The sequence below is a fragment of the Arthrobacter sp. Z1-9 genome, assembly GCF_054792695.1.
Genome location: NZ_CP096456.1, coordinates 4,130,512 through 4,154,133, shown reverse-complemented (window position 1 = coordinate 4,154,133; position 23,622 = coordinate 4,130,512). Strand labels below are relative to the sequence as shown.

The following is a 23,622-nucleotide window of genomic DNA, read 5'->3' as shown; positions in this document are numbered from 1 at the left end:
CGACGGCGGTGCCTCCACTGCCCTGGAGGCGCCGCCGTCGCAAGGCTCAGCGGGCCCAACCATAGACTGGGTCCATGAACTCGGAGACCATGGTGACCGTCCTGTGCGGCCTGGCAATTCTTGTAGGCGTGGCAGGCACCGTTATCCCCGTGCTTCCGGGCAGCATCCTGATCGGTGCAAGCCTGCTGGCCTGGGCCATCTGGGGCGGGGCCGGCACGGCAGGATGGGTGGTGTTCGCCATTGCCATGGTGTTCGTGGTTGGGGGTATGGCCGCGAGCGCCGTCCTGGCGGGCAGGAAGCTCAAAGAACATGCCATACCCAGCCGGAGCATCGCGGCCGGGCTGGTCACGGGCGTGGTGGGCATGTTCCTTATTCCCGTGGTTGGGCTCTTCGTCGGCTTCGCTGCCGGCCTCCTGCTCAGCGAGTTCCTCCGCACCCGGAACATCAGTACGGCCGCGACGTCCAGCTGGGCCGCCCTCAAAGCGACCGGGCTGGGCATGCTCGCCGAGTTCGGGCTGGCCTGCCTCGCTGCCAGCACGTGGGTGGTCGGCGTGTGGATCGCCGCCGCCAACGGCTGAAGCGCTTGCGGGCCGGATGCGCCAGGGCGTAGAACGGCACCATGACCGAGCGAAGCCAAACGCATGAGCAGGTGTCCGGGTGGATGGAAAAGTACCTGGCCGCGTGGACCAGCAATCAACCCGAGGACATCCTCGCACTCTTCACCAAGGACGCGCGGTACGAGACCCGGCCCCATGACCCACAGGCATGGCAGGGGCAGGATGGCATCGTTGACGGCTGGCTCGCCGCCCGCGACGAACCAGGCGACTGGACCTTCCGCTGGGAACTGCTGGGTACGGACGGGGACACCGCCTTCATCCAGGGCGTCACCACGTACTCGGGCGGACAGACCACCTATGACAACCTCTGGGTCCTGCGCCTCGACCCGTCCGGGCGGGCGACCTCCTTCACCGAATGGTTTATGGAAAGGCCCTGAGCTACAAACCCAGCCCGCCAAGTTTGTCCCCGAGGCCGCCGGGAAGCTTACCCAACAGGTCTGCGGGGTTGATGCCCAGCTTGGACAGGAGTCCGGCGTGCTGGTCGGTGTCCACCTGGTCCGGCAACTCGGTCTCGGCCTGGGCCGCCTTGTCATTGTCTCCCTGGTTCCTGAGGAGCTCGAGGATCTGGGACTTGTCGATTTGCACGGCACTCTCCTTGCTGGAAACGAAACTGCTAAGGACGCTTCCCACCCTTCCGGAAATGTCCGGCCGGAACAAGGGCCCGCCTGAATGTCTGGTGCCCGCGCCAGGATTTTCAGGCCTGCCCCCGGGCGTCGGAGGTCCCGGTTAGCATGGAAAGATGACCGCCGGGGATACTGCACCGATTTATTGGGACACCCGCGACCTCACCCCTTTCGGGCAGCCCCAGCTGCGCACGCCCGTTCATGACCTCGCCGGGGGAGTGGGCGGCCTGCTCACCGGCGTACTCGGCGGACGCAACCCGGCGTTGCTCTCCGTGGACGGTGAAATCCCGAGGCTGAAGCGGATGCTGCCGAAGCCGGCCAAAGCGGTGCACGATGCCGTCTTCACGAGCCGCCAGCCCGAACAGCTGATCATGCTGGCGCGCGCCTACCCCGGATGGGCCGGACTTTGCTATCTCATGTCCGGGCTGCTGGTCTACAAGCAGGGCGGCTACCTGCGCGCATCAGAACTCCTCCAGCGCGGGCTCACCACCAGGAATGAAGACGAAGCGAACCGCTATTCGTCCACCTACCTCACCAGGATCGTCACCCGCATCGAGCTGGCCGAGCGCGTGGAGATTCCCGTCCTGTTCAGCGAGGAGTCAGTGTTCCTCGCCTTGGCGCACTCGTTGCGGGAGACAGGGCGCACAGAGGCGGCGCTGGACGCCCTCACCGGGCTGCCGCCGTCGCTCCCCATGGCCTTGGCACGCTGCTCGCTGGCCTTGACCTTGGGGCGGAGCCGGACGGTGATCGACTGGACCGACGGGCTGCTCAACGCGGATGATCTCTCCGCTGCGCTGTTGCTCGTGCGTGCCAGGGCACTGCGGCGGGAGGGTCGGCTGGAGGCGGCGAACCAGGCGCTTGCAGAGGTCCTGCGCCGGCGGAAGACGCACCTCACCCTGCGGAACGACGCCCTTACGGACCGGGCGCTGCTGCTCCTCGACTCAAGCCGGAGGTCCCTCAACCCGCGGGATTGGGGACGGCGGCACGAGGACCCGGTGCCGCAGCGGGAGATCGCCGGTCCGGTGCCCATCCGGAAGGACGAGGAGATGCGCCGGATCTGGGAACAGGACTGGAAGAAGCTCAGCGACGATTAAGTTGCCGGCTGGCCCCCGGTGAATTGGGCTGGGGACAACAGGGGCAGGAGCTGTTCGCCGAGCAGAACGGCGCCGAGCACCACCATGATCACCCCACTGGCCAAGGTCACCACCCGGGCGGCACCAGGCCTGCTTTGCAGCAGGGTACGGGACAGCAGGGCGACGGCGGTGTACACGAGCCCCGCCAGCAGCACGAACGTCATGCCCAGCAGGCCTGATTGCACCGGGACGGGCAGGGCTGCCTCCGCGCTCACGAACTGGGGAACGAGCGCCACGTAGAAGAGCAGGCCCTTGGGATTGATGCCGCTGGTTCCCATGCCCTGCAGGAAGGTGCGAAGCCGAGTGGTGCCGCCACCACCGGCCCCGGCCGAGAAGCTGGCGCCGCGCCAGGAACGAAGCGTGCTCACTCCCAGCCACATCAGGTACCCGGCGCCGGCCAGGGTAATCCAGCCAAGGACCCCCGGCATCCGGGTGAGAAGGGCAGCAAGTCCCGCTACCAGTAAGACCGTGTGCAGGACATATCCGCCGCAAAGCCCTGCCACCGCGGGCACAAAGCTGCGCTGCCTCAAGCCCGCGGCAATGGAATACGCCCAATCCACGCCGGGCGTGCAGGCGAGGGCGGCGGCCACCAGCACAAAGGCCAAAAACAACTCCAGGTTCATCGTCTCTCCTGCCACACGGATCCGTCAGGAGAAACCCTAGATACTTTCCGCCCGGAAGTGCTGTCCTTTTTCGCCGTCCGGACGGCGTAAGCGGTATGATTTTTGCGTGATTGACCACGTAGACAGAAATATCTTGCGCCACCTCAAGGAGGACGGGCGGATGACTGCCACCGCGCTTGCCGGAAAGGTCGGTTTGACCGTCGCGCCCTGCCACCGGCGGTTGCGCGACCTGGAGCAGTCGGGTGTGATCCGGGGCTACCGGGCGGATATCGACCCCTCGGCCGTGGGGTTGGGGTTCGAGGCGATTGTGTTCGTCACCTTGCGGCAGGTGGACCGCTCCACGATGGAGGTTTTCGAGAACCGCGTAGCGGACAACCCCAATATCGTGGAGGCGCAGCGGCTTTTCGGTTCCCCCGATTACCTGCTGAAGGTCATCGCCGAGGACCTGCCTGCCTACCAGCGCTTTTACGACGCCGAACTTACGTCCCTGCCGGGCGTGGAACGGCTGACCTCCACCCTGGTGATGAAGAACCTGAAGTCGAACGCCGGTCCGCCGGTCTAACTGTCAGTCGTTGAGCAGGCCGGTAGTGCGGTAGGGGATCACCTCGCGGAGGAACATGCTGGTGGAGGTCCGCACGATGCCCGGGCAAAGCCTGATTTCCTCCGAGACCCGGTAGAGGTCGTCCGGGCTGGTGGCGACCACGCGGATCAGCAGGTCGGTGTCCCCTGCCGGCGCGTGGCATTCGAGCACCTCGGGAATTTTGCGCAGCGCGGCAATGGCCTCGTTGAGGTGGCTCTGGTCCAGTTCGGCGCTTACGGCAGCGGCCACTCCGCGTCCCAGCGCGGCGGGAAGCACCCTGCTGCTGTTGGGGCGCAAAGCTCCTGAGGCCGTCATTCGTTCCAGCCTGCTCTGCACCGTTCCACGGGCCAGTCCCAGCCGCTGTGCCAGGACCATGATGGGGACACGCGGATCTTCATCCAGGCCCTGCAGGATGCGCTTGTCGGTGGCGTCCAGTTCCTGCACAGCCCGTCCTTTCCTTCAGGATTCAACACCGTTACCCCGGTTCAGGAGCGGACAAAGTCAGCTGGGCCAACTGTATTAGCCGGAAGGCACCAAGCCCAGCTGGCGGGCAATCACCACGGCTTCGAGCTGCGAATGGACACCCAGCCGGGAGTGGATGGCTTTGACGTAGCCCCGGCAGGTGTTCTGGGAGATCCCAAGGGTCTTGGCATTCGACCGCACATCCTTACCCTCCGCCATCAGCCGCAGCACTTCCAGCTGCCGCTTGGTCAGCAAGGGCACGGCCGAAGCCGACACAGCGTCCGGTGGCTGCACCTGCTCTCCGAAAGCCGCCAGAATCTGCGGATCGACTTCGATGATCCCGGCGTGGGAATGCCGGACGGTAGCAAGGAGCTTGGTGAGGGGTGTTTCCCTGGCCAGGAACGCGGAGGCCCCGGCAGCGGCCGCCTGTGCCAGGCCCTGTCTCGTGGGCTCGCTGGCCAGCATCACCACCCGTATTCCCGGGAAGGCGGCAACGATTTCTGCAGCAATTGCGGGGCCCCGGTCCTCCAGCTGGCCACAGCCTATGACCACGACGTCGGGCTGAAGGGCTCGGCACATATGGAAGCCGACCGATGCGTTCCTGGCATGACCCAGACCCTGAAGGTCGGGTTCACGGTCGAATGCCAACGTCAGCAATTCTGCAAAGGAGGTGTGATCATCAATTACGAGGACGGTCGTTTGGGCTACGCCGCCGTCAACAGCTTCTGCCGTCATTGCCATTATCCCCAATCACCGGTTCCTACGCGCCCCGTTGCGCGTTAAGTACCCGGTTCCCGTATGCCAAAAGTATCCTCCGTCCCAAGCCCCGGTGTATAGGTGATTGGCCCCCTTTCCGGGCTAAAACACCCCCTATTTTGGGGGTCTGTCTAACTAATCTGGGGACTGTCTGCCGGTGCTGAGCCGGGGGAAGCTTAGATCACTGGCAATGAGGCCACCACCCTGCAGCTTGGATGAGCGATGACCGTTTTGTTTGCACGATGGAGTTTCCAATTCCGGCTGCTGATCTTGGCATTGGCTGCAGGAATAATAGCGATGGGACTCTGGTACATACCCAGATCCTCAGTAGACGCGTTGCCCGAATTCGAGCCCGCCCAAGTTGAGATCCAGACCGAGGCCTTGGGACTGTCCGCCCTTGAAGTCGAACAACTGATTACTTCACCCATGGAAGTGGACCTCCTTAATGGAGTTGCGTATCTGGATGAGATCCGGTCGCAGTCGGTTCCGGGCCTTTCCTCCATCCAGTTGCTCTTCGAGCCGGGGACGGACTTGCCAAGGGCGCGCCAACTTGTTGCCGAGCGCCTGGTTCAGGCCCACTCGCTGCCGCGGGTTTCCTCACCCCCCGTTCTGATGCAGCCGAAGTCCTCCACCAGCAGGGTCATGATGGTCCGGCTGTCGTCTGCGGACGTTCCGCTCATCGACATGTCCGTCCTCGCCAGATGGAATATCAGGCCACGCCTGATGGGTGTTCCCGGGGTTGCGAACCTTTCAATCTGGGGCCAGCGTGAGCAGCAGATGCAGGTGGAAGTGGACCCTCAAGCGCTTCAGGCGCGGGGGGTAACACTCAATCAGATCATTCGGACAACGGGCAATGCGGTGTGGGTATCGCCTCTGACGTTCCTCGAGGCCTCGACACCGGGAACGGGCGGCTTCCTGGAAACGGATAACCAGCGCATCGGGATCCAGCATGTCCTGCCGATCACCACGCCCAGCGACTTGGCGCAGGTCAGCGTCGAAAACGTGACAGGCGCTCCGCTCGTACTGGGTGATGTGGCAACAGTCAGGGAAAACCACCAGCCGCTCATCGGTGACGCAGTGGTGGATGAGGACCCCGCCCTCATGCTGGTCATCGAAAAGTTTCCTGAGGCCAACACGGCTGAAATCACCGCAGCGATCGAAGCGGCGTTGGATGACTTGAAGCCTGGCCTTTCGGGAATCAATGTCGACACCAGCGTCTATCGGCCTGCAACTTTCCTTGAGTCCGCGGTGCAGAACCTGGGTACGGGCTTCATCGTCGGCCTGTTGCTGGCGGCCCTCCTCCTGGGGCTCTTCTTCAAGTCCTGGCGGATGGCCCTTGTGGGTCTGATTGTCCTGACAGTATCCGCGGCGGCAGCTTTGCTCTTGCTGTTCGTGCTCGGAATCGGGCTGAACGTCATGGTCTTCGCCGGGCTGATTCTGGCTCTAGTCGTGGTTGTGACCGACCTCGTGGCTGACCTGAACGGGCTACGCCGGCGGCGGGAGCTTTCCGCCCCGGGTACGGGCGGGCGGGCCGCGGCTGCAACGTCCACTGACGCCGCGGACGGCGGGAGCATGGACGGCGGCCCGGCGGAGGCAGAGGTGAAGACGGAGCCTCGGATGGCACTCATTACTGCCGCCCTCCAGCAGACCCGCAATGCCATCATCTTCGCCGGACTTACCATGGCGCTCGTCCTGCTGCCCGTGCTGTTCCTGACAGGGTTGAACCGGGCCCTTTTTGTTCCCTTGGTCCTGTCCTTCCTGCTGGCGCTCGCGGTCGCCCTGGTCGTTGCATGGCTCCTCACCCCGGCATTGGCCCTCACCTTCATGGGGAGCGAGGAGCGCTCGCCGCAGCTCCCGGGCAAAATCACGACAGGTATCCGGACAGCATTCGAACGGAGCGCCGCAAAATCCCGGTGGGTGTTGGCGGCAGGTGCTCTGCTCGTGGTAGCTGCGGTAGCGGGAGTTCCGCTCCTGGCTGCCGGGCAGCCCTCGGTAACTGCACTTCAGGACCGGATCCTGCTGGTGCAGTGGGACGGGATGGCTGGGACGTCGAACACCGAAATGAGCCGGATATCCGCACTTGCCACCAAAGAACTGAAGAACATCCCGGGAGTCGCCAATGTAGGGGGGCACGTGGGCCGTGCCATCACCTCCGACCGGGTAGTTGGGGCAAATTCAGGGGAACTTTGGGTAACCATGGAGGCGGACGCCGACTACTTGAATGTGGCCGAGGCTGTGCAGGAAGTTGCGGCAGGTTACCCAGGGATCAGCGGCAGCGTCGTCACATATGGTCAGAACCGGCTCGATGCGGAACGCAGCCGGTCAGAACATGAGTTCTCGGTCAGGGTCTTCGGGGTCGATCCCCAGGTCCTGCGGGAAACGGCGGAAGACGTTAGGGAGATGATGTCCACCACGCCTGGCCTGGTTGACCCGCAGTTGTCCCTTCCCCAGCTCCAGCCCATCGCCGAGATCGAGGTTAATCTGGACAAGGCACAGCAAGCTGGCGTCAAACCAGGTGATGTGCGGCGTGCAGCAGCCACCTTGCTGCAGGGTGTGGACGTCGGCTTCCTTTTCGAGCAGCAGAAGGTCTTCCAAGTGGTGGTGAAGGGAACTCCGGCGACTAACTCGAGCCTCACCAGCGTTCAGGAGTTGCTCATTGACAAGCCTGGCGGTGGCCATGTGCGGCTCGGGGAGCTGGCGGATGTCCGCATTGCGCCCAACGAATCGGTCATCACCCACATCGATACCTCCCGCCACATCGACGTAGTAGCCCAGGTGGACGGCAGGTCCACCGGGGACATCACGTCAGATGTCAACGCCAAGCTGGCGAACCTTGATTTCCCCATGGAGTATCACGCACAGGTGCCGTCCCAATACTCGGAGCGGCAGGACACCATCCAACTGGTCCTGGCCGTCGCCGGGGCAGCCCTGATCGGTGTCCTGGTCCTCCTCCAGACCGCGCTGGGAAGCTGGCGCGTGGCACTGGTTGTATTCCTTGCGCTGCCCCTCGCCCTGGCAGGCGGTGTCTTGGGCGCATTCGTCACAGGCGGGATCGGATCCCAGGTGACTCTCCTTGCCTTCGCGGCGCTGTTGGCCATGGCTGTGCGTGACTCCATCCTGCTGGTCCGGCGCGCCCAATCGCCGGGCGCTGCCAACACTGCGGCAACTGTTGAGGCGCGGGAGGAAACCCCCCAACAGGGTGGTTCGCGCTCCTCAATTTTGCAGGCAACCCAGGAACGCGTGGTCCCGCTTGTGATTGCTGCGGTTATCAGCGCTGCATTCCTGATCCCGCTGGTGGTACTGGGGGGAGTGGTTGGCAGGGAAACCATCCTGCCCCTGGCCGCCGTGATATGGGGTGGCTTGGTGACACACGCCCTGCTTGTTCTGTTTGTCCTGCCAACCCTCCTGATCCTGTTTGGCACTGGCGCCCCGGAGGATCCCCTGAAGCCACAAGGCCCCACCGACGCCGCGGGGCTCCCTGCAAGAACGGAAGTATCATGACGACTGCGAAAGTGCCTTGGAAGCGCCATCTGTCCGGGGCCATGGTTATGGCTTGCCTGGTCTGTGGCTCTGTGGCCGCATGCGGGGAAGTGCCTGAGGCGGCACCGGCCGCAACCGGCCTGGAAGCGGCCACCCTTGAAGAGGTTGAAGGGCAGGAAGTCAGCCGCATCACCTTGACGGAGAAAGCTGCAGAACGGCTGGGGGTGGCTACAGGCTCGGTGGAAACCGTCGAGGGTAAACTCCAGGTTCCCTACTCGGCCCTGATCTATGACGCCACTGGCGGCACCTGGGTCTACACCAACCCGGAGCCGCTGGTGTTCGTCCGGGCACCCGTGGCGGTTGAACGGATCGAGGCTCCCGCCGTGAAGTTGGCCAGCGGGCCCCAGCCTGGCACCAGGATCGTAACGGTAGGGGCAGCCGAACTCCTCGGTGCTGAACTGGATACGGCGCACTGACCAGCTATGCGCAAGCTCATCGCTTTCAGTCTCAAGTTCCGCTCGGTGGTGGTAGCGCTCGCCGTCGGAATCATGATGGTTGGTGCCGTCCAGATCAGTTCAGCTTCGGTGGACGTGTTTCCCGAGTTCGCACCGCCCCGGGTGGAAATCCAGACCGCCGCCCTGGGCCTGACCGCCGCGGAAGTGGAGGAGCTGGTCACGGTTCCGCTTGAGGACGCGCTCAACGGCTTGGAGGGGCTGGACGAGCTGAGGTCAAAGTCGGTTTCCCAGCTGTCCTCAGTTCTGATGATTTTCGATCCCGGTACTGATCTGCTGAAGGCGCGGCAGCTGGTTTCGGAAAGAGTCGCAACGGTCACGCCGACGCTGCCCAGCTGGGCCACGCCACCGGTGATGCTGCAGCCCTTGTCCTCCACGAGCCGGGTCATGAAAATCGGCTTGTCCTCGGACGAGCTGAGCCTGATCGAAATGTCCATGTTGACCCACTACAAGCTGCGGGCACACCTGCTCTCCGTTCCGGGGGTGGCCAACGTTGCCATCTGGGGTGAACGGAAGGAAACGCTCCAGGTGCGCGTTAAGCCTGACCGGCTGCTGGCCGAAAAGGTTTCCCTGGAACAGGTGATGTCAACCACCAATGACGCCATGCACGCCGGACTGCTCAAACACTCATCCGGCAACATGGTAGGTACCGGCGGCGTTGTTGAAACTCCGAACCAGCGCGTCGGCATTTCACACGTCCTGCCCATCAAAACCCCTGAGGATCTCGCCAAGATCACTATCCAGGAACGCGACGGGAACCCCCTGCGCCTGGGCGACGTGGCCGACGTCGTGATGGACCATAACCCCCTGATCGGTGACGCCGTCATCAACGACGGCGAAGGCCTGATGCTTATCGTGGAGAAACTGCCGTGGGGCAACACCCTCGAAGTGACCAGGGGAGTGGAGGAGGCGCTGGCGCAGATGGCTCCGGCGTTGTCGGGAATCGACGTCGACACCGCCATTTTCAGGCCGGCCACCTTCATCGAACAGTCGCTGGAAAACCTGAGCCTGGCTCTGCTGCTGGGCATCGTGCTGGTCATGATGGTGCTGGGAGCCTTCCTTTTCCAGTGGCGGACGGCCCTCATCAGCCTGATCGCCATCCCCTTGTCCCTCATCACCGCAGGCGTGGTCATCATGATGACCGGCAGCACGGTGAACACCATGGTGCTGGCCGGGCTGGTCATCGCCGTGGGCGTTGTGGTGGATGACGCCATCATCGATATTGAAAACATCATTCGACGGTTGAGGCAGCATCGGGAAAGCGGAAGCGGCCGGTCCACGGCATCCGTTGTGCTGGAGGCTTCCATGGAGGTCCGCGGACCAATCGTGTACGCCACCCTCATCATTGTGGTGGCCGCGGTACCCATCTTCTTCCTCGAAGGACTAACCGGGGCTTTCTTCCGTCCACTGGCCAGCGCTTATACGCTGGCAGTTTTCGCCTCCATGCTGGTGGCGCTCACGGTCACTCCAGCCCTTGCGCTCATCTTCCTGCGCAAGGCTCCGCTGGATCCGCGGGACCCGCCATTGGTCCGGGTCCTCAAGCGCGGCTACCACAAGCTCATGGCCCGGGTTATCCGGCGCCCAGGGCCCGGCTACCTCGCTTTTACCGCCCTGACTCTCTCCGGCGTCCTGGTGGCCCCGTTGCTGGGCCAGGCACTGTTGCCTTCGTTCAAGGAACGCGACTTCCTCATGCACTGGGTGACCCAACCGGGCACGTCCTTGGCCGAGGAGGTCCGCATCAGCGAACGGGCCTGCAGGGAGTTGCTGGCGGTAGAGGGAGTCCTTAATTGCGGCGCCCACATCGGGCAGGCACTGGCGGCAGATGAAGTGGTGGGGGTGAACTTCGGTGAGAACTGGATCAGCGTGGATCCCTCGGCCGACTACGACAAGACCCTGGCCGCCGTGCAGGAAGTAGTGGACGGATATCCAGGGATCCACCGCGACGTACAGACCTACTTGAAGGAGCGGATCCGTGAGGTCCTCACCGGCGAAGGCGACGCGGTTGTAGTCCGGGTTTACGGCGATGACCTGGAAACTTTGCGCGAGCTGGCCAAGGAAGTCGAGGAGGTGATGGGAGGCATAGACGAGGCCGTCGAGGAGCACGTATCGCTGCAGGTGGATATTCCGCAGGTGGACGTCGAGGTCAACCTCGAAGCGGCAAAGCGTCACGGCGTCAAGCCCGGCGACGTCCGGCGGGCTGCGGCAGCGATGGTGGCCAGCGAGGAAGTGGGCGACCTGTGGCGGGAAGGCAAGGTCTTCGACGTCCGCATCTGGAGTTCCCCGGAGACCCGTTCAGACGTAACCAGTATCGGCAACCTGCCCATCGATACTCCATCCGGAGTGCCGGTCCGGCTCGCCGAGGTGGCGGACGTAAGGGTTAACGCAACTCCGGGCGTTATTGACCGGAACAACAATTCACGCAGGATCGACATCAGTGCCAATGCAGCATCGGATGGTGAGCTGGGTACCTTGGTGACGAAACTACAGGAAGAGCTCGCCGAGGTGGAATTCCCCGCCGGCTACCACGCCGAGGTCCTTGGGGAGTTCGCGGAACGCGAAGCCGCCACCCGGCAGCTCCTGACCTTTGCCGCGGTTGCTCTCCTGGTCATTTTCCTGCTGCTCCAGGCATCATTTGGCAGCTGGCGGTTGGCTGCGTTGATCATGTTTACACTCCCTGTTGCACTCGTCGGCGGAATGTTCGCGGCCTACCTGAGCGGCGGCGTTCTCTCGCTCGGCTCGATCGTAGGGTTCCTGACAGTTATGGGCATCGCGGCGCGCAACGGCATCCTCCTCATCAGCCATTGCCAGCACCTTGAAAAATACGAAAATGAAAAGTTCGGGCCCGAACTGGTGCTGCGGGGCGCGGGGGAACGGCTCTCGCCCATCCTGATGACGACGCTCGCCACCGGGCTGGCGTTGGTGCCGCTGATCATGATGGGCACTATCCCCGGCCATGAAATCGAACATCCCATGGCTGTAGTCATCGTCGGCGGACTGGTGTCCTCAACGCTCCTCAACCTTTTCATCCTGCCATCCCTGTACCTGCGGTTTGGGAAACGGCGGGCCAAGGCTGAGCAGCCCCCCGCTGCCCCCGCTCCCGCGCCGGTGGGATAGGCCGCCTGGCAGAGTGGAAGCATATCGATCAATCTGACCCCCGTCGGGCGCGGGCCGTTGGTCAAAGTGATCAATGGAAACAGCGCCTGTTGGTGATCCCCGCCTCTTTTGTGCTCAAATAGTGGCAACGAAGGCACAAGCTACCGCTGATTCCCTCAGGCTTACAGGCTCCCGGCACACCACCCGGAAACTGGACACCGCTTCCCGCAAGGAGGCCGCCGCTGATTGACACTTGTTCACACCACGGTCATTCTGCAAACACGGCAAGAGCCCCTGAGCTACCGAACGTCGGATTACCGGCGCCGGTAGCTGAGGGGCTCTTGTGTTGTCCCTTCGCCCTTAGCCTTCCCGCATAGGGTTGACCCATGACCTCCGCAGGCCGCTTTGCCCCCAGTCCCTCCGGCGAGCTCCATGTAGGGAATCTTCGGACTGCACTCCTTGCCTGGCTGTTCGCCCGGTCCACAGGCCGGAAGTTCCTGCTCCGCGTGGAGGACCTGGACCGCGCACGGGCCGGAGCTGAAGCTGCGCAGTTGCGGGACCTGGCGGCCATCGGTGTTGCCTGGGACGGCGCGGTGGTCCGCCAGACGGCGCGCGGCCATCTTTACGCCGCCGCTATCTCCCGGTTGGAGGCTGCCGGACTGACCTACGAGTGCTTCTGCACCCGGCGTGAAATCCAGGAAGCCCCGTCCGCGCCCCATGCGCCGCAGGGTGCTTATCCAGGGACCTGCCGCCGCCTCGATCCCGCCGAGCTGGAGTTTAGGCGCTCCACGCGGCCCGCTGCCATCCGGCTGCGCGCCGGCGTCGCGCAATACAGTGTCCACGACCTGCTCCACGGCCCCTATACCGGCGTGGTGGACGACTTCGTGCTGCGGCGCAACGATGGTGTGACCGCCTATAACCTGGCCGTGGTGGTGGACGACGCAGAGCAGGGCGTCGATCAAGTGGTCCGCGGAGACGATCTCCTTCCGTCCACGCCGCGGCAGGCATTCCTCGCCTCACTGCTGCATATTCCAGTTCCGGAATATGCGCATGTTCCCTTGGTAGTGAACGCCGACGGCGCCCGGCTGGCAAAGCGCGATGGCGCGGTGGCCCTGCGGGATCTGGCAGATGCGGGCAGTTCTGCCGCTGCTGTTCGGGACCGGCTGCTGGAGTCCCTGGGACTGCCCTCGGGTCCACTTGAGAAGGCCCTGGCGGCCTTCGACCCGTCCACCCTGCCGCGGGAACCGTGGGTGTGGAGAGGGATGTTGACTTCCGGGCGCTGATCCACGGCCTCCCCGTCGGGACGCTGGCAGCGACCCCTCGTCAACAAACGTTGACACACCTCCACAGTGTCAACTAATGTTGACGCTATGGAGGTGGACCGCATGAAGACCCTTGTGGGATCAATGGATGGAATGGGGCCGGCAGAGGCGCTGCACGCCGTCGCTGAGCTGCAGAAGGAAGTGAGCCGAACGGAATCCTCGCTCGTACGGAGCGCACGGCAGGCCGGATTGTCCTGGGAAGCAATCGCGCTGTGCCTGGGAGTCAGCAAGCAGGCAGTCCACCGGAAGTACGGCAAGCAGTAGCCGCGCGGAACGCCCGCAGTCGGTTGAACCTAAGCAACCGCTTCGGCCTACGCTTAGGACATGTCAGACCAGCATGCCGCGGAGCAGAGCCCGGCGCCCAGATTCACGGTTGAGACCGCAAAGGTCCTCGCCGAAGTGGCCCACAACCGGCAGAAGGACAAGCTGAAGCGCCCGTACCGGGAACATGTCCTCGCCGTTGGCGACGCCCTCGCCGATTTCGACGACGACATCCGGATCGCCGGCTACCTGCACGATATTGCCGAAGACACGCCCATAACCCGCCAGGCGCTGCTGGACATGGGCGTCTCCGAGCGGGCCGTCGAAATCATCGAACGCGTCACCAGCCGGCTGCACGAGAACCCGGACGACTACCAGGCGGGGATCCGCGAAATCGCCGAGGACCACGACGCTGCATTGGTCAAGATTGCCGATAACGCCCACAATTCACTGCCCGAGAGGGTCCGGGCGTTGGCGGAAAAATGGCCGGACAAGCCTCCTGTCACCAAGTACCGCGATGCCCGTCCCGTCCTGTACGCCGCCGTCGAGGTGGAGGAGGTCCGGAAGATCCTCGCCCGGGTGAATCCGTGGCTGCTGGAGGAGCTGGACAACCAGCTGGACGAGCAAGACACCACTGACTACGAAAACCTGTCCTACGGGGAGCCGGATGCCGCCGGCGGGGCGGCGCCGGACGCTAGGACTGGCGGGGAGCAGTAGTCTCGAGCTTTTCCAGGGCGTGATGCAGCCGGTCGGAACCGCGGCGCTCATCAATGACGATCGACATGCCGAGCGCCAGCACGATCACCAGCAGGCATATCGGAACCGAAACTCCTGCCGCCGCCATGCCGACTGATGCGGCCAGCGCCGCCAGTACGCCTGCCGCCACGGTGATGACTGTACGGTCCGCGCCCACCATCACGCTGTACAGCCACGTCAGCGAACCCTTGAACAGTGCCACCGGAACCGCGATGCTGGCGACCGCAACTGCGCCGCTGATGTGTGCCTCGTGGTCGATGAAGTAGGCCGCCACGTGCAGCCCGGCGCCGGTGGCGGCAATCGCGGCGAAAATGGGGATGTGGCCGTAGCCGAACAGGAATGACCGGTGACGCCGCAGATGCAGCGCGCGTCCGGCGGGAAGCATGAAATAAATCCACCACATACCGAAAGCCAGGGCTGTACCGCCAAAGCCAACCAGCGCGGCGTCCACGCTCCAGCCGTGGTTGGCCACGATGGCGCGGAGCGTCTCGATCGCGCCGATGAGGCATTCACCCAGGGCGATGATGGCCAGCAGCCCGTACCGCTCGGCAATGTGGTGGGCGTGCCACGGGGTCCGGGCATTGCGCTCCGCGGCGTACGGGGTGGCCATTTCCAGGACGATCAAGGGGACAATCATGTAGAAAGTAGTGGGAACGTCCGCCTCAATGATCAGCACCGCGATCCAACCGAGCTGCACCAGGGCAAGGTATTTGGCGTAGCGCAGGCACGTCTCGCGGCGGGCCGGGTCCTGCCTGGCTGCCCGAAGCCATTGCGCAACCAGTGCCAGCCGCATGATCACGTAGCCGCCCACGATCACCGCGGTGTCTACATGCTTTCCCTCCACCAGGGAATGGAACATGGGCTCGATACCCATGGCAAGTATCAGGACGCCAACGATCTGGATCATCGTGACCACGCGGAAGATCCAGTCATCGGTGTCGTAGGCGCTGGCGAACCATGTGAAGTTGATCCATGCCCAGATGACCGCGAACATCGCGAAGGAGAACCCCATCAGGCCGGCGACGAAGTGCGCTTCGGCGATTTCGTGGGCAAACTGGCTCCCCGCCACCCCAAAGGCGATCACGAACGTCAGGTCGAAAAAGAGTTCAAGCGGCGTTGCGGCGCGGTGCTTTTCATGTGGATCGCGGCCGCCCATGCGCGCCATGGCATGCCGGAGGGGGTTGGAGGACATGCCTCAAACGTTACTGCCTTACACCCGGCCCAGGGCGTCGATGTCCTCGAGGAAGTCCTGGTGCACTTCGGCGCTGACGGTGGTGCGGGTATCACCAATGGCGTCAAGGTAGTCCTGGGTGGAGGGCCCCTTCCGCACTGCCTCCCGGACGGAATGTGCGCCGCCGGAAGCGAGCCCGCCGTCGTCGTACACCGCCTTCTCAAGGGCGCGCTGGGAGGCGCTGCGGGCGGCGTACTCGATGTCCGCGGGGGAGAAGCCCTGGGTTTTTTCCACCAGCAGTTCCACGTCCACGTCGTCCACCACCGGGGCGGGGATAAAGCGCTGCCACATGGCTTCGCGGGCCTGCCGGTCGGGAAGGCCGATGGGAATGACGTAGTCGAACCGGCCGTGCCGCAGGAAGGCGGAGTCCAGGGCCCGGATGAAGTTCGTGGCGCACACCAGCAGGCGGCCGGGCTGTTCGCGGAAGGCCGGGATGATCTTGAGCAGCTCGTTGGTGACGCCCTGCAGCGGCGACGGCGGCTCGCCCGAGCGCTGGGAGGCGATCTCCTCCACCTCGTCGATGAACACTACCGCGTGCTCCAGTTCGGCGATTTCCAGGAAGGTCTCGCGCAACGCCCCGGCCAGGCCTTGCGGGTCAGCGGCGAGCCGGGAGGGAAAGACCTCTACGAAGGGCCACTCCAGGCGGGAGGCGATGGCTTTGGCGAAGGTGGTTTTACCGGTACCTGGCGGGCCGAAGAGCACCACGGCACGGGGCGGAACGACACCGAATTCATCGGCGAGGTCGGCCTCGGCCAAGGGGAGGACCAGGCGGCGTTCCAGCAGTTCCTTTTCCTTGCGCATGCCGGCCACGTTTTCCCACAGGTCGCGGGCCAGGACGCGCCCGCCCAGCTGGCCCAGGGCGCCGAGTTCCTGGCGCTGGACGGGAATGGTCCGCTCGAAGTAGCGCAGGTTCTTTTTCAGTGCGAAGCCGCGGCCCAGGAACGCCTCCACCCTGGTTTCCGACTCCGGCATAAGTGCCGAGAGCTTGTTCAGCCCGTGCGGGGCCATCCGGTTTTCGACGGCGGCCAGCAGTGAGGTGCCGATCCCGCGGCCGCGGTATTCGGGCAGCGTGGCCAGGAAAACGATCCAGCCCTGGTCGTGGGCGGCGCGTCCGACGGCGGCACCCACCACCTGCTCTCCCTGCACCGCCACCACGGCGTGGTCCTTTTCGCACGATGCGAGGACTTCGGACAGTGCGTAGACGGGTTCGACATTATGGGACTTGAGGGTTTCCCAGAGATGCAGGATTCCGTCCAGGTCAGCTGAGTGGAAGTCCCTGATCCGCCAGTTGGTCATACTGTCTCCCGGATGGTTCGTCGTTGAACTGCTCAGATAACGCCACCCCTGCGGGCGCCTGCGCCAAGGGGCACTCTGCTGAGCATAGGGGATCAGCGCCCGGCCGGGAGTTGCAGGGCGTTGCGTTACGCCAAGGAGGTCCGGGGCTAGAGCTTCGCGGCCCTCTTATCCTTGGAACCTCTCCAAAGATGGTGGGGGCGGGGGGTGCTGTCGACATGCACCACCAGGACCGGGCAGGCGGCGTGCGAAACGCATGCCGAACTCACCGACCCAAGGTGCATACCGGCGAAACCGCCGTGCCCGCGGCGGCCCACCACCAGGAGTGCTGCGTCAGCGCCGACTTCGACCAGTTTGGCCGGCGCGGGGCCGCGGAGCGTCTCCTGGCTGACCTCAACAGGCGCTTCCGGCCCGAACGCTTTGCCCAGGGCCTCGGTCAAGGTCTGCCGTGCGGCTGCTTCGAAGGCGTCGAAATCGGGCGGAACGTAGCCGGCATAGATCTTCGGGAAATCCCAGCAGGCCACAGCATGGATGCGCGCGTCGAGTGCCGGCGCCAGCCGGGCCGCCAAACGAAGGGCCAGCACCGAGGAATCGGAGCCATCCACGCCAACAACAATTTTTGCTTCCTGATTGCTCATCACGGTCCTCCTTGACCGGTATGCCTGAACGCGTCCCGTGGCAGCTGAGGGACCAGGACAGGCAGTAAACGCGCCTTGCCGATGCTCCCCCGCAAGCTTTGAAACGTCAGGATGGCGCTGAGGTTAGACCCGCACCCGGCGCAGGTCAAGAGGGCGGGCGTGTACCACCACGGAACGCCGGCTCCGAAGGCATGCAGCAGGGTAGGCGCAGCCGTTGAGAGTATACGACGCGAGGAGTAGCGTGTGAGCCATCTCACTAAACCCATTCAGGAGCAACCCATGCCACATCTGGGACGCCGGGTAGCTGCCACAACGGCGGCGCTGGCGATGAGCGTGACGACTGGAGTATTGGCAAGCCCGGCATCTGTCCACGCGTGGGAGGCCGACGACTTCGAAAAGACCCCTACCGCCAAGGGGTATGGCGGAGCTGTCAGTACTGTTGACCTCGACGCCTCCGCGGCGGCCATCGAAGTCCTTCGCAAGGGGGGCAACGCAGTGGACGCCGCTGTCGCCGCGGCAGCCACCCTCGGCGTGACCGAACCCTACAGCGCCGGCATCGGCGGCGGTGGCTACTTCGTGTACTACGACGCCGAAACGGAGAAAGTGAAGACCATTGACGGCCGCGAGACTGCCCCCGCGGCCATGCCGAGGGACGCTTTCGTTAAGCCCGGCACCACCGAGGCCTATCCGTTCACCAAGCAGGCAACCAGCGGAATCTCGGTAGGGGTACCCGGTACCCCGGCCACGTGGGAGCGGGCACTCGATCGGTGGGGGACCTTCAGCCTGGCCGAAGTCCTGCGGCCCGCTATCGACGTGGCGACGGAGGGGTTCGTGGTGGACGAGACGTTCCGCCAGCAAACCCTGGAGAACAGGGACCGCTTCCTGCCGTTCGAGGCAACCAGGGAACTTTTCCTGCCTGGACCCGACAATGACGCACCCGCCGTGGGGTCCACCCTCCGGAACCCGGATCTGGCGGACGCCTACCGGATGCTGGGTGAAGAGGGAACGGACGTCTTCTATGAGGGCGAGATGGCTGAGGAGATCGTGTCCACTGTCCGGAACGCGCCCACCAATCCGGATCCCAACACCCTGCCCGGGCCTGCCGGCGTCATGACCACTGAAGACCTGGATGATTACGAGGCTTTGGACCAGTATCCAACGCACGTGGACTACCGCGGCTACGACGTCTACGGCATGGCACCCTCCAGCAGTGGCGGGACGACTGTCGGCGAGGCGCTGAACATCCTTGAAGTGTTTGACCTGCCGTCTCTGCAGGAGGACCAGCCCAAGGTCCTCCATCATTACCTTGAGGCAAGCGCGCTCGCATTCGCGGATCGCGGCAAGTACGTGGGCGATCCGGCATTTGTTGACGTTCCCACCGAAGAATTGTTGGACCCGGTCTTCGGCAAGGAACGGGCCTGTGAAATTGACCCGGCAGAGGCTGCGCCGAAGCCGGTGCCTGCAGGAGACGTGAACTCTTACAACGGCGCCTGCCCTGCTGAGCCGGCAGCACTTTCAGGCACGTCAGACACGGAGAACGTGAACACCACCAACCTCACAGTCTCCGACAAGTGGGGCAACGTGGTGGAGTACACCCTCACCATCGAGCAGACCGGCGGATCCGGCATTGTGGTCCCGGGCCGCGGCTTCATCCTGAACAATGAGCTGACGGACTTCTCGCCGGTATACAGCGAAACCGACCCGAACCGGATAGAGCCCGGCAAGCGCCCACGCTCGTCCATGTCGCCGACCATCGTCCTCAAGGATGGTGAACCCTTCCTGGCACTCGGTTCACCTGGTGGCGCAACCATCATCACTACTGTCCTGCAGACACTTATTAACAGGATCGACCTCGGCATGAGCATCTCGGAGGCGCTCGCGGCACCCCGCGCGTCGCAGCGCAATTCGGCAACACCGCAGGCTGAACCGGCGTTCATCGCGGCCAACGAAAAGCAGTTGATGGAGTACGGGCACCCGGCCTTCACCTCCGTTGCCGAGCTCGGCGCAGCCACGGCCATCGAATTCCGCTCCGACGGAAGGACAGTCGCGGCCGCCGAACCGACGCGTCGCGGCGGAGGGTCGGCGTTGGTGGTGAAGTCCTCGCCGTAATTACCGTAAGTATCACTGGTAAAGCACCGACGGCGGCACCCCAGGTTCTGTAGCTCAAGAACCTGGGGTGCCGCCGTCGGGCGCTGTGAAGAGGTACTACTTCTTGAACGTCTCCGCCGGTGGGTTGGCGATGACGGGGGAGATTCCGGTGAAGCCTTCGCGGGTTTCGGCGATCTCGCGGATGCGTTGGCGGCAGGCGTACCAGCCGAGGACCATCAGGACCGAGGCGATGGCGGTGACGAGCATGGTGAGGGGGGATTCGATGAAGACCATGATGAGCACGCCCGCCAGGAACAGCAGGGAGAGGTAGCCGGTGTAGGGGGCGCCGAACATGCGGAAGGACGGGCGCTCCAGCCAGCCCTTGTTCGCCCAGCGGTGGAGCTGGATCTGGCACAGGACGATGGTGGCCCAAGTCATGATGATGCCGACAGAGGCGACGTTCAGGACGATTTCGAAGGCCTGCGCCGGGACGAGGTAGTTCAGCGGGACGCCCAGGAGGGACACGCCGGCGGTGATGGCGATGCCGCCGTAGGGGACGCCTGCTTTGTTCATGCGGGAGGCGAATTTGGGCGCGGAGCCGTTGACGGACATGGAGCGCAGGATCCGGCCGGTGGAGTACAGCCCGGCGTTGAGGGAGGACAGGGCGGCGGTGAGAACCACGAGGTTCATGATGACGTCCACGCCCTGGATGCCGATGGAGCCGAAGAACGTCACGAAGGGGCTGACGCCTTTTTCGTAGGAGGTGTAGGGCAGCAGCAGGGCCAGGAGGATCACGGAGCCGACGTAGAACACCGCGATGCGGAAGACCACGGAGTTGATGGCCTTGGGCATGATCTTTTCGGGGTTTTCGGTTTCACCCGCGGCGGTACCGACCAGTTCGATGGAGGCGTAGGCGAACAGGACGCCCTGCATGAGGATGATCATGGGCAGCAGGCCGTTGGGGAAGACGCCGCCGTTGTCCGAAAGGAGGCTCAGGCCGACCTGTTGGCCGTCCACGGGGGTGCCGAAGATGACGAAGTAGGTGCCGACGATGAGGAAGATGACCAGGGCGGCGACCTTGATCAGGGCGAACCAGAATTCCATTTCGCCGAAGACCTTCACGGAGACAAGGTTCAGCGCCAGGACCACGACCAGGGCGATCAGTGCCCAAGCCCATTGCGGAACCGCTGCCATCCAGGGGATGTAGTTGCCGAAGAAGTTCATGTACAGGGCCGCGGCGGTGATGTCCACGATGGTGGTCGTGGCCCAGTTGATCCAGTAGAACCAGCCGGAAACGAACGCGGCTTTTTCGCCGAAGAATTCCCGGGCGTAGGAGACGAACGACCCCGATGAGGGGCGGTGGAGGACCAGTTCGCCCAGGGCGCGCAGGATCAGGAACGCGAAGAACCCGCACACGGCGTAGGCGATGACCAGGGACGGGCCCGCGGCGTTGAGCCGGCCGCCGGCCCCCAGGAACAGGCCGGTGCCGATCGCACCGCCGATGGCGATCATCTGAATCTGCCGCGGCTTGAGGTTCTTGTGGTAGCCCTTGTCCTCGGCATGGAGCGCCGATTCGGAGGCATGGGCATGACCGCCGTCGATCACGTGGTCTGGGAGCGGGGGATTCGTCATGGGGTTGTCCTTGGGATATCCGTTGGCATGATTGGGGATTACTTGCTCAGGTTGGCAAGGCGTTCGGGGCTGAGGAGTTCCTGCAGTTGGGTGCTGGTGAGGAGTCCGTGTTCGAGGACGAGCTCCGCCACGCCCTTGCCGGTGGCGAGTGCCTCCTGCGCGATGGCGGTGGCGGTGGCGTAGCCCAGGTGGGGATTCAGGGCTGTGACCAGGCCGATGGACTGCTCCACCGTGCGGCGGAGATGATCCGTGTTGGCGGTGATGCCCCGGATGCAGCGGGCCGTGAGGGTGCGGCACGCGGCTTCCAGGTGGGAAATGCTCTTGTGGAGGCTGTGGACGATGACTGGTTCGAAAGCGTTGAGCTGGAGCTGCCCGGCTTCGGCGGCCATGGTGATGGTGACGTCGTTGCCGATCACTTCGTAGGCCACCTGGGAGACCACTTCCGGGATCACCGGGTTGATCTTGCCGGGCATGATGGAGGAACCGGACTGCACGGCCGGCAGGTTGATCTCGCCAAAACCGGCGCGCGGGCCGGAGGAGAGCAGGCGGAGGTCGTTGCAGATCTTGGAGAGTTTCACGGCCACGCGCTTCAGCACTCCCGAGAGGTGGACGAAGGCGCCCACATCCTGGGTGGCTTCGATGAGGTCCGGGGCGGTGACCAGCGGGAGGCCGGTGACCTCGGCGAGGTGCCGGCAGGCCGCCTCGGCATAGCCCAGGGGTGCGTTCAGGCTCGTGCCGATGGCTGTGGCGCCGAGGTTGATTTCGTGGATCAGGAGGTCGGCTTCGGCAAGACGGAGCCGGTCCTCGCCGATGGTGATGGCGTAGGTGCCGAATTCCTGGCCCAGGGTCATGGGCACGGCGTCCTGCAGCTGGGTGCGGCCCATCTTGACCACCGTGCGGAACTCCAGCGCCTTTGACGCGCAGGCTTCCTCGAGTTCGGCCAGGGCGTCCAGCAGCTCCCGGGCAGCGAAGATGGTGCCCAGCTTTACGGCCGTGGGGTAGACGTCATTCGTGGACTGGGACAGGTTCACGTGGTCGTTGGGGTGCAGGCGGGCGTAGTCGCCCTTGGGGTGGCCCAGGATCTCCAGCGCACGGTTGGCGATGACCTCGTTGGCGTTCATGTTGGACGACGTTCCGGCGCCGCCCTGGATGACGTCCACCACGAACTGGTCCGCAAGCCGGCCGTCCAGGATGTCCTGGCACGCCTGCTCGATGGCATCCGAGCGTTCGGCGTCCAGCAGCCCGAGCTCCCGGTTGGTGCGGGCCGCTGCAAGTTTTACTGCCGCGAGGCCCCGGACCAGGTGCATGTTGGAGGACAGCTTCTGGCCGGTAATGGGGAAGTTTTCCACAGCCCGGAGGGTGTGCACGCCCCAGTAGGCGTCCGCGGGGACGTCGCGGTCTCCGAGCAGGTCGTGTTCCGACCGGACAGGCGCGGCGGTGTTGATCGTGGTCATGGGGTCCTTACAGGGCTTCGTTGACGGGTATGGACATTGATGATTCGGGCAGGAAGTCGGCAGCCTGCAGCAGGCCCACCTGGTGGCCGCCGCCAAGAACGGGTGCGGTCGCGATTGAAGAGAGCGGCGCGGTGTCCACGCCCAGCGCCTCGAGGAGTTTGACTGTGGCCGGCATCCGGGCACGGTCGCCGCCGTCGGAAATCTTTACGGCAACGGCGCGGCCATCAGCAAGACCCACCAGCTGCACGCCTTCGAAGCCGTCCTTGGCCACTGAGCCCGGGAGCAGGCGCATCAGTTCGGTGACGTCGCGGCCTTCCCCGGCCACCATGTCCGGATGCTGCTGCATGGCGAGGCCGACGGCGGCTTCCGCACTGCCGTCGTTGTCCGCGGCGGCGCGGGCGACGACTCCGAAGGCCCGGGCCATGCCCTGCAGCGTGAGGGCAAACAGCGGGGTGCCGCAGCCGTCAGTACTGACGGCGAGTGGTCCCTCGTTCGTCAGGTCCAGGACGGTCTTGGCAACCAACTGCTGCAGCGGGTGGGAGGGGTCCAGGTAACCTTTGACCGGCCAGCCATTGATGGTGCAGGTGGCAACCATCGCGGCATGCTTGCCGGAGCAGTTCTGGGTGAGCTGCGTGGATCGGCCCCCGTTGCGCAGCCACTCCTCCCGCTCACCCGCACCGTAGGGGAGGTCCCTGCTGTTTTCGAAGTCGCTGACGCTCAGCCCGTACTGTTCGAGGATGCGCAGGGCTCCCTGGCGGTGCTTTGCGCCGCCCGAGTGGCTTGCCCCGGCCAGGGCGAGCAGATTAGCCGGCAGCTCGAGGCCGGCGCGGACCATGGCTACGGCCTGGAGCGGCTTCAGCGAGGACCTGGGATAAAAGGGAGCCAGGGGCTCACCCGCAGCTGCCACTGTTGTGCCGTCAGCGTCGAGGGCTATTGCCGACCCATAGTGGACGCTCTCCACCAGTCCGTCGCGGGTGGCAGTGACCAACGGCGTGTGCTGCGGGAGGGCGGCAGCGCTGAGGGCAGGTGAAAGTGCAGGGGAGAGCATGGATTCCTTGGCTGGGGTGG

Annotated in this window: 21 protein-coding genes; 11 read left to right on the top strand and 10 right to left on the bottom strand. The window is 64.4% G+C overall.

Annotated features, from left to right (window positions below):
- The first annotated feature begins 74 nt into the window (after positions 1 to 74).
- Both M1D93_RS19170 and M1D93_RS19165 read left to right on the top strand, forming a co-directional pair.
- Positions 75 to 578 carry a DUF456 domain-containing protein gene (locus tag M1D93_RS19170; RefSeq protein ID WP_461173019.1) on the top strand — a complete coding sequence of 168 codons (504 nt, stop codon included), beginning with the start codon at positions 75 to 77 and terminating at the stop codon, positions 576 to 578.
- A 41-nt stretch (positions 579 to 619) separates the two neighbouring features.
- The gene (locus tag M1D93_RS19165) at positions 620 to 994 is read left to right on the top strand and encodes a nuclear transport factor 2 family protein (protein WP_461173018.1); all 375 of its coding nucleotides are present in this window, start codon (positions 620 to 622) and stop codon (positions 992 to 994) included.
- A gap of 1 nt (position 995) precedes the next feature.
- Here M1D93_RS19165 and M1D93_RS19160 read toward each other — a convergent pair whose 3' ends face one another.
- Positions 996 to 1,202, bottom strand: coding sequence for a hypothetical protein (locus M1D93_RS19160; RefSeq protein WP_461173017.1), 207 nt, complete (start codon positions 1,200 to 1,202; stop codon positions 996 to 998).
- Between the two features lie 154 nt (positions 1,203 to 1,356).
- Here M1D93_RS19160 and M1D93_RS19155 point away from each other — a divergent pair, with 154 nt between their 5' ends.
- The gene (locus M1D93_RS19155; protein WP_461173016.1) at positions 1,357 to 2,334 is read left to right on the top strand and encodes a hypothetical protein; all 978 of its coding nucleotides are present in this window, start codon (positions 1,357 to 1,359) and stop codon (positions 2,332 to 2,334) included.
- Here the strand turns inward: M1D93_RS19155 and M1D93_RS19150 are convergent.
- The gene (locus M1D93_RS19150; RefSeq protein ID WP_461173015.1) at positions 2,331 to 2,996 is read right to left on the bottom strand and encodes a LysE family translocator; all 666 of its coding nucleotides are present in this window, start codon (positions 2,994 to 2,996) and stop codon (positions 2,331 to 2,333) included. The two genes, M1D93_RS19155 and M1D93_RS19150, sit on opposite strands and share 4 nt — an antisense overlap.
- 106 nt (positions 2,997 to 3,102) lie before the next feature.
- On the opposite strand from M1D93_RS19150, the gene M1D93_RS19145 reads away from it, so the two are divergent.
- A complete protein-coding gene (locus M1D93_RS19145) occupies positions 3,103 to 3,558 on the top strand; it encodes an Lrp/AsnC family transcriptional regulator (protein ID WP_461173014.1) in 456 nt (151 codons plus the stop codon).
- 3 nt (positions 3,559 to 3,561) lie between these two features.
- Here the strand turns inward: M1D93_RS19145 and M1D93_RS19140 are convergent, their stop codons facing one another.
- Entirely contained in the window at positions 3,562 to 4,020 is a 459-nt protein-coding gene (locus M1D93_RS19140; protein ID WP_461173013.1) for an Lrp/AsnC family transcriptional regulator, read from the bottom strand.
- A gap of 75 nt (positions 4,021 to 4,095) precedes the next feature.
- Positions 4,096 to 4,773: a response regulator transcription factor gene (locus M1D93_RS19135; RefSeq protein WP_461173012.1), complete on the bottom strand. Its 678-nt coding sequence runs from the start codon at positions 4,771 to 4,773 to the stop codon at positions 4,096 to 4,098.
- A 243-nt stretch (positions 4,774 to 5,016) separates the two neighbouring features.
- On the opposite strand from M1D93_RS19135, the gene M1D93_RS19130 reads away from it, so the two are divergent.
- The 6 genes from M1D93_RS19130 (at position 5,017) to M1D93_RS19105 (ending at position 14,179) form a co-directional block, all read left to right on the top strand.
- The gene (locus M1D93_RS19130; RefSeq protein WP_461173011.1) at positions 5,017 to 8,295 is read left to right on the top strand and encodes an efflux RND transporter permease subunit; all 3,279 of its coding nucleotides are present in this window, start codon (positions 5,017 to 5,019) and stop codon (positions 8,293 to 8,295) included.
- Positions 8,292 to 8,750, top strand: coding sequence for a hypothetical protein (locus M1D93_RS19125; protein WP_461173010.1), 459 nt, complete (start codon positions 8,292 to 8,294; stop codon positions 8,748 to 8,750). The genes M1D93_RS19130 and M1D93_RS19125 overlap by 4 nt, the downstream gene beginning before the upstream one ends.
- 6 nt (positions 8,751 to 8,756) lie before the next feature.
- Positions 8,757 to 11,900 carry an efflux RND transporter permease subunit gene (locus M1D93_RS19120; RefSeq protein WP_461173009.1) on the top strand — a complete coding sequence of 1,048 codons (3,144 nt, stop codon included), beginning with the start codon at positions 8,757 to 8,759 and terminating at the stop codon, positions 11,898 to 11,900.
- A 365-nt stretch (positions 11,901 to 12,265) separates the two neighbouring features.
- Complete coding sequence (gene gluQRS / locus M1D93_RS19115) at positions 12,266 to 13,162, top strand: tRNA glutamyl-Q(34) synthetase GluQRS (protein ID WP_461173008.1); 897 nt, start codon at positions 12,266 to 12,268, stop codon at positions 13,160 to 13,162.
- Between the two features lie 102 nt (positions 13,163 to 13,264).
- Complete coding sequence (locus M1D93_RS19110; RefSeq protein WP_458780194.1) at positions 13,265 to 13,465, top strand: AsnC family protein; 201 nt, start codon at positions 13,265 to 13,267, stop codon at positions 13,463 to 13,465.
- A gap of 60 nt (positions 13,466 to 13,525) precedes the next feature.
- Entirely contained in the window at positions 13,526 to 14,179 is a 654-nt protein-coding gene (locus M1D93_RS19105) for an HD domain-containing protein (RefSeq protein WP_461173007.1), read from the top strand.
- On the opposite strand, the gene M1D93_RS19100 is transcribed toward M1D93_RS19105, so the two are convergent.
- The 3 genes from M1D93_RS19100 to M1D93_RS19090 form a co-directional block, all read right to left on the bottom strand.
- Positions 14,157 to 15,410, bottom strand: coding sequence for a low temperature requirement protein A (locus M1D93_RS19100; RefSeq protein WP_461173006.1), 1,254 nt, complete (start codon positions 15,408 to 15,410; stop codon positions 14,157 to 14,159). The genes M1D93_RS19105 and M1D93_RS19100 overlap by 23 nt on opposite strands.
- Before the next feature lie 18 nt (positions 15,411 to 15,428).
- Positions 15,429 to 16,745, bottom strand: coding sequence for an ATP-binding protein (locus M1D93_RS19095; RefSeq protein ID WP_461173005.1), 1,317 nt, complete (start codon positions 16,743 to 16,745; stop codon positions 15,429 to 15,431).
- Between the two features lie 146 nt (positions 16,746 to 16,891).
- Positions 16,892 to 17,380, bottom strand: coding sequence for a universal stress protein (locus tag M1D93_RS19090; RefSeq protein ID WP_461173004.1), 489 nt, complete (start codon positions 17,378 to 17,380; stop codon positions 16,892 to 16,894).
- A gap of 279 nt (positions 17,381 to 17,659) precedes the next feature.
- Here M1D93_RS19090 and ggt point away from each other — a divergent pair, with 279 nt between their 5' ends.
- Positions 17,660 to 19,489, top strand: a complete 1,830-nt coding sequence (gene ggt, locus M1D93_RS19085) for a gamma-glutamyltransferase (protein ID WP_461173003.1) — start codon at positions 17,660 to 17,662, stop codon at positions 19,487 to 19,489.
- Positions 19,490 to 19,585: 96 nt separating this feature from the next.
- Here the strand turns inward: ggt and M1D93_RS19080 are convergent, their stop codons facing one another.
- From M1D93_RS19080 to M1D93_RS19070, 3 genes are read right to left on the bottom strand one after another with little or no spacing between them, the layout of a single operon-like run.
- The gene (locus tag M1D93_RS19080) at positions 19,586 to 21,100 is read right to left on the bottom strand and encodes an amino acid permease (protein ID WP_461173002.1); all 1,515 of its coding nucleotides are present in this window, start codon (positions 21,098 to 21,100) and stop codon (positions 19,586 to 19,588) included.
- A 38-nt stretch (positions 21,101 to 21,138) separates the two neighbouring features.
- Complete coding sequence (locus tag M1D93_RS19075; RefSeq protein WP_461173001.1) at positions 21,139 to 22,554, bottom strand: aspartate ammonia-lyase; 1,416 nt, start codon at positions 22,552 to 22,554, stop codon at positions 21,139 to 21,141.
- 7 nt (positions 22,555 to 22,561) lie between these two features.
- On the bottom strand, positions 22,562 to 23,602 hold the full coding sequence (locus tag M1D93_RS19070; protein ID WP_461173000.1) for an asparaginase: 1,041 nt from the start codon (positions 23,600 to 23,602) through the stop codon (positions 22,562 to 22,564).
- Positions 23,603 to 23,622 lie beyond the last annotated feature (20 nt).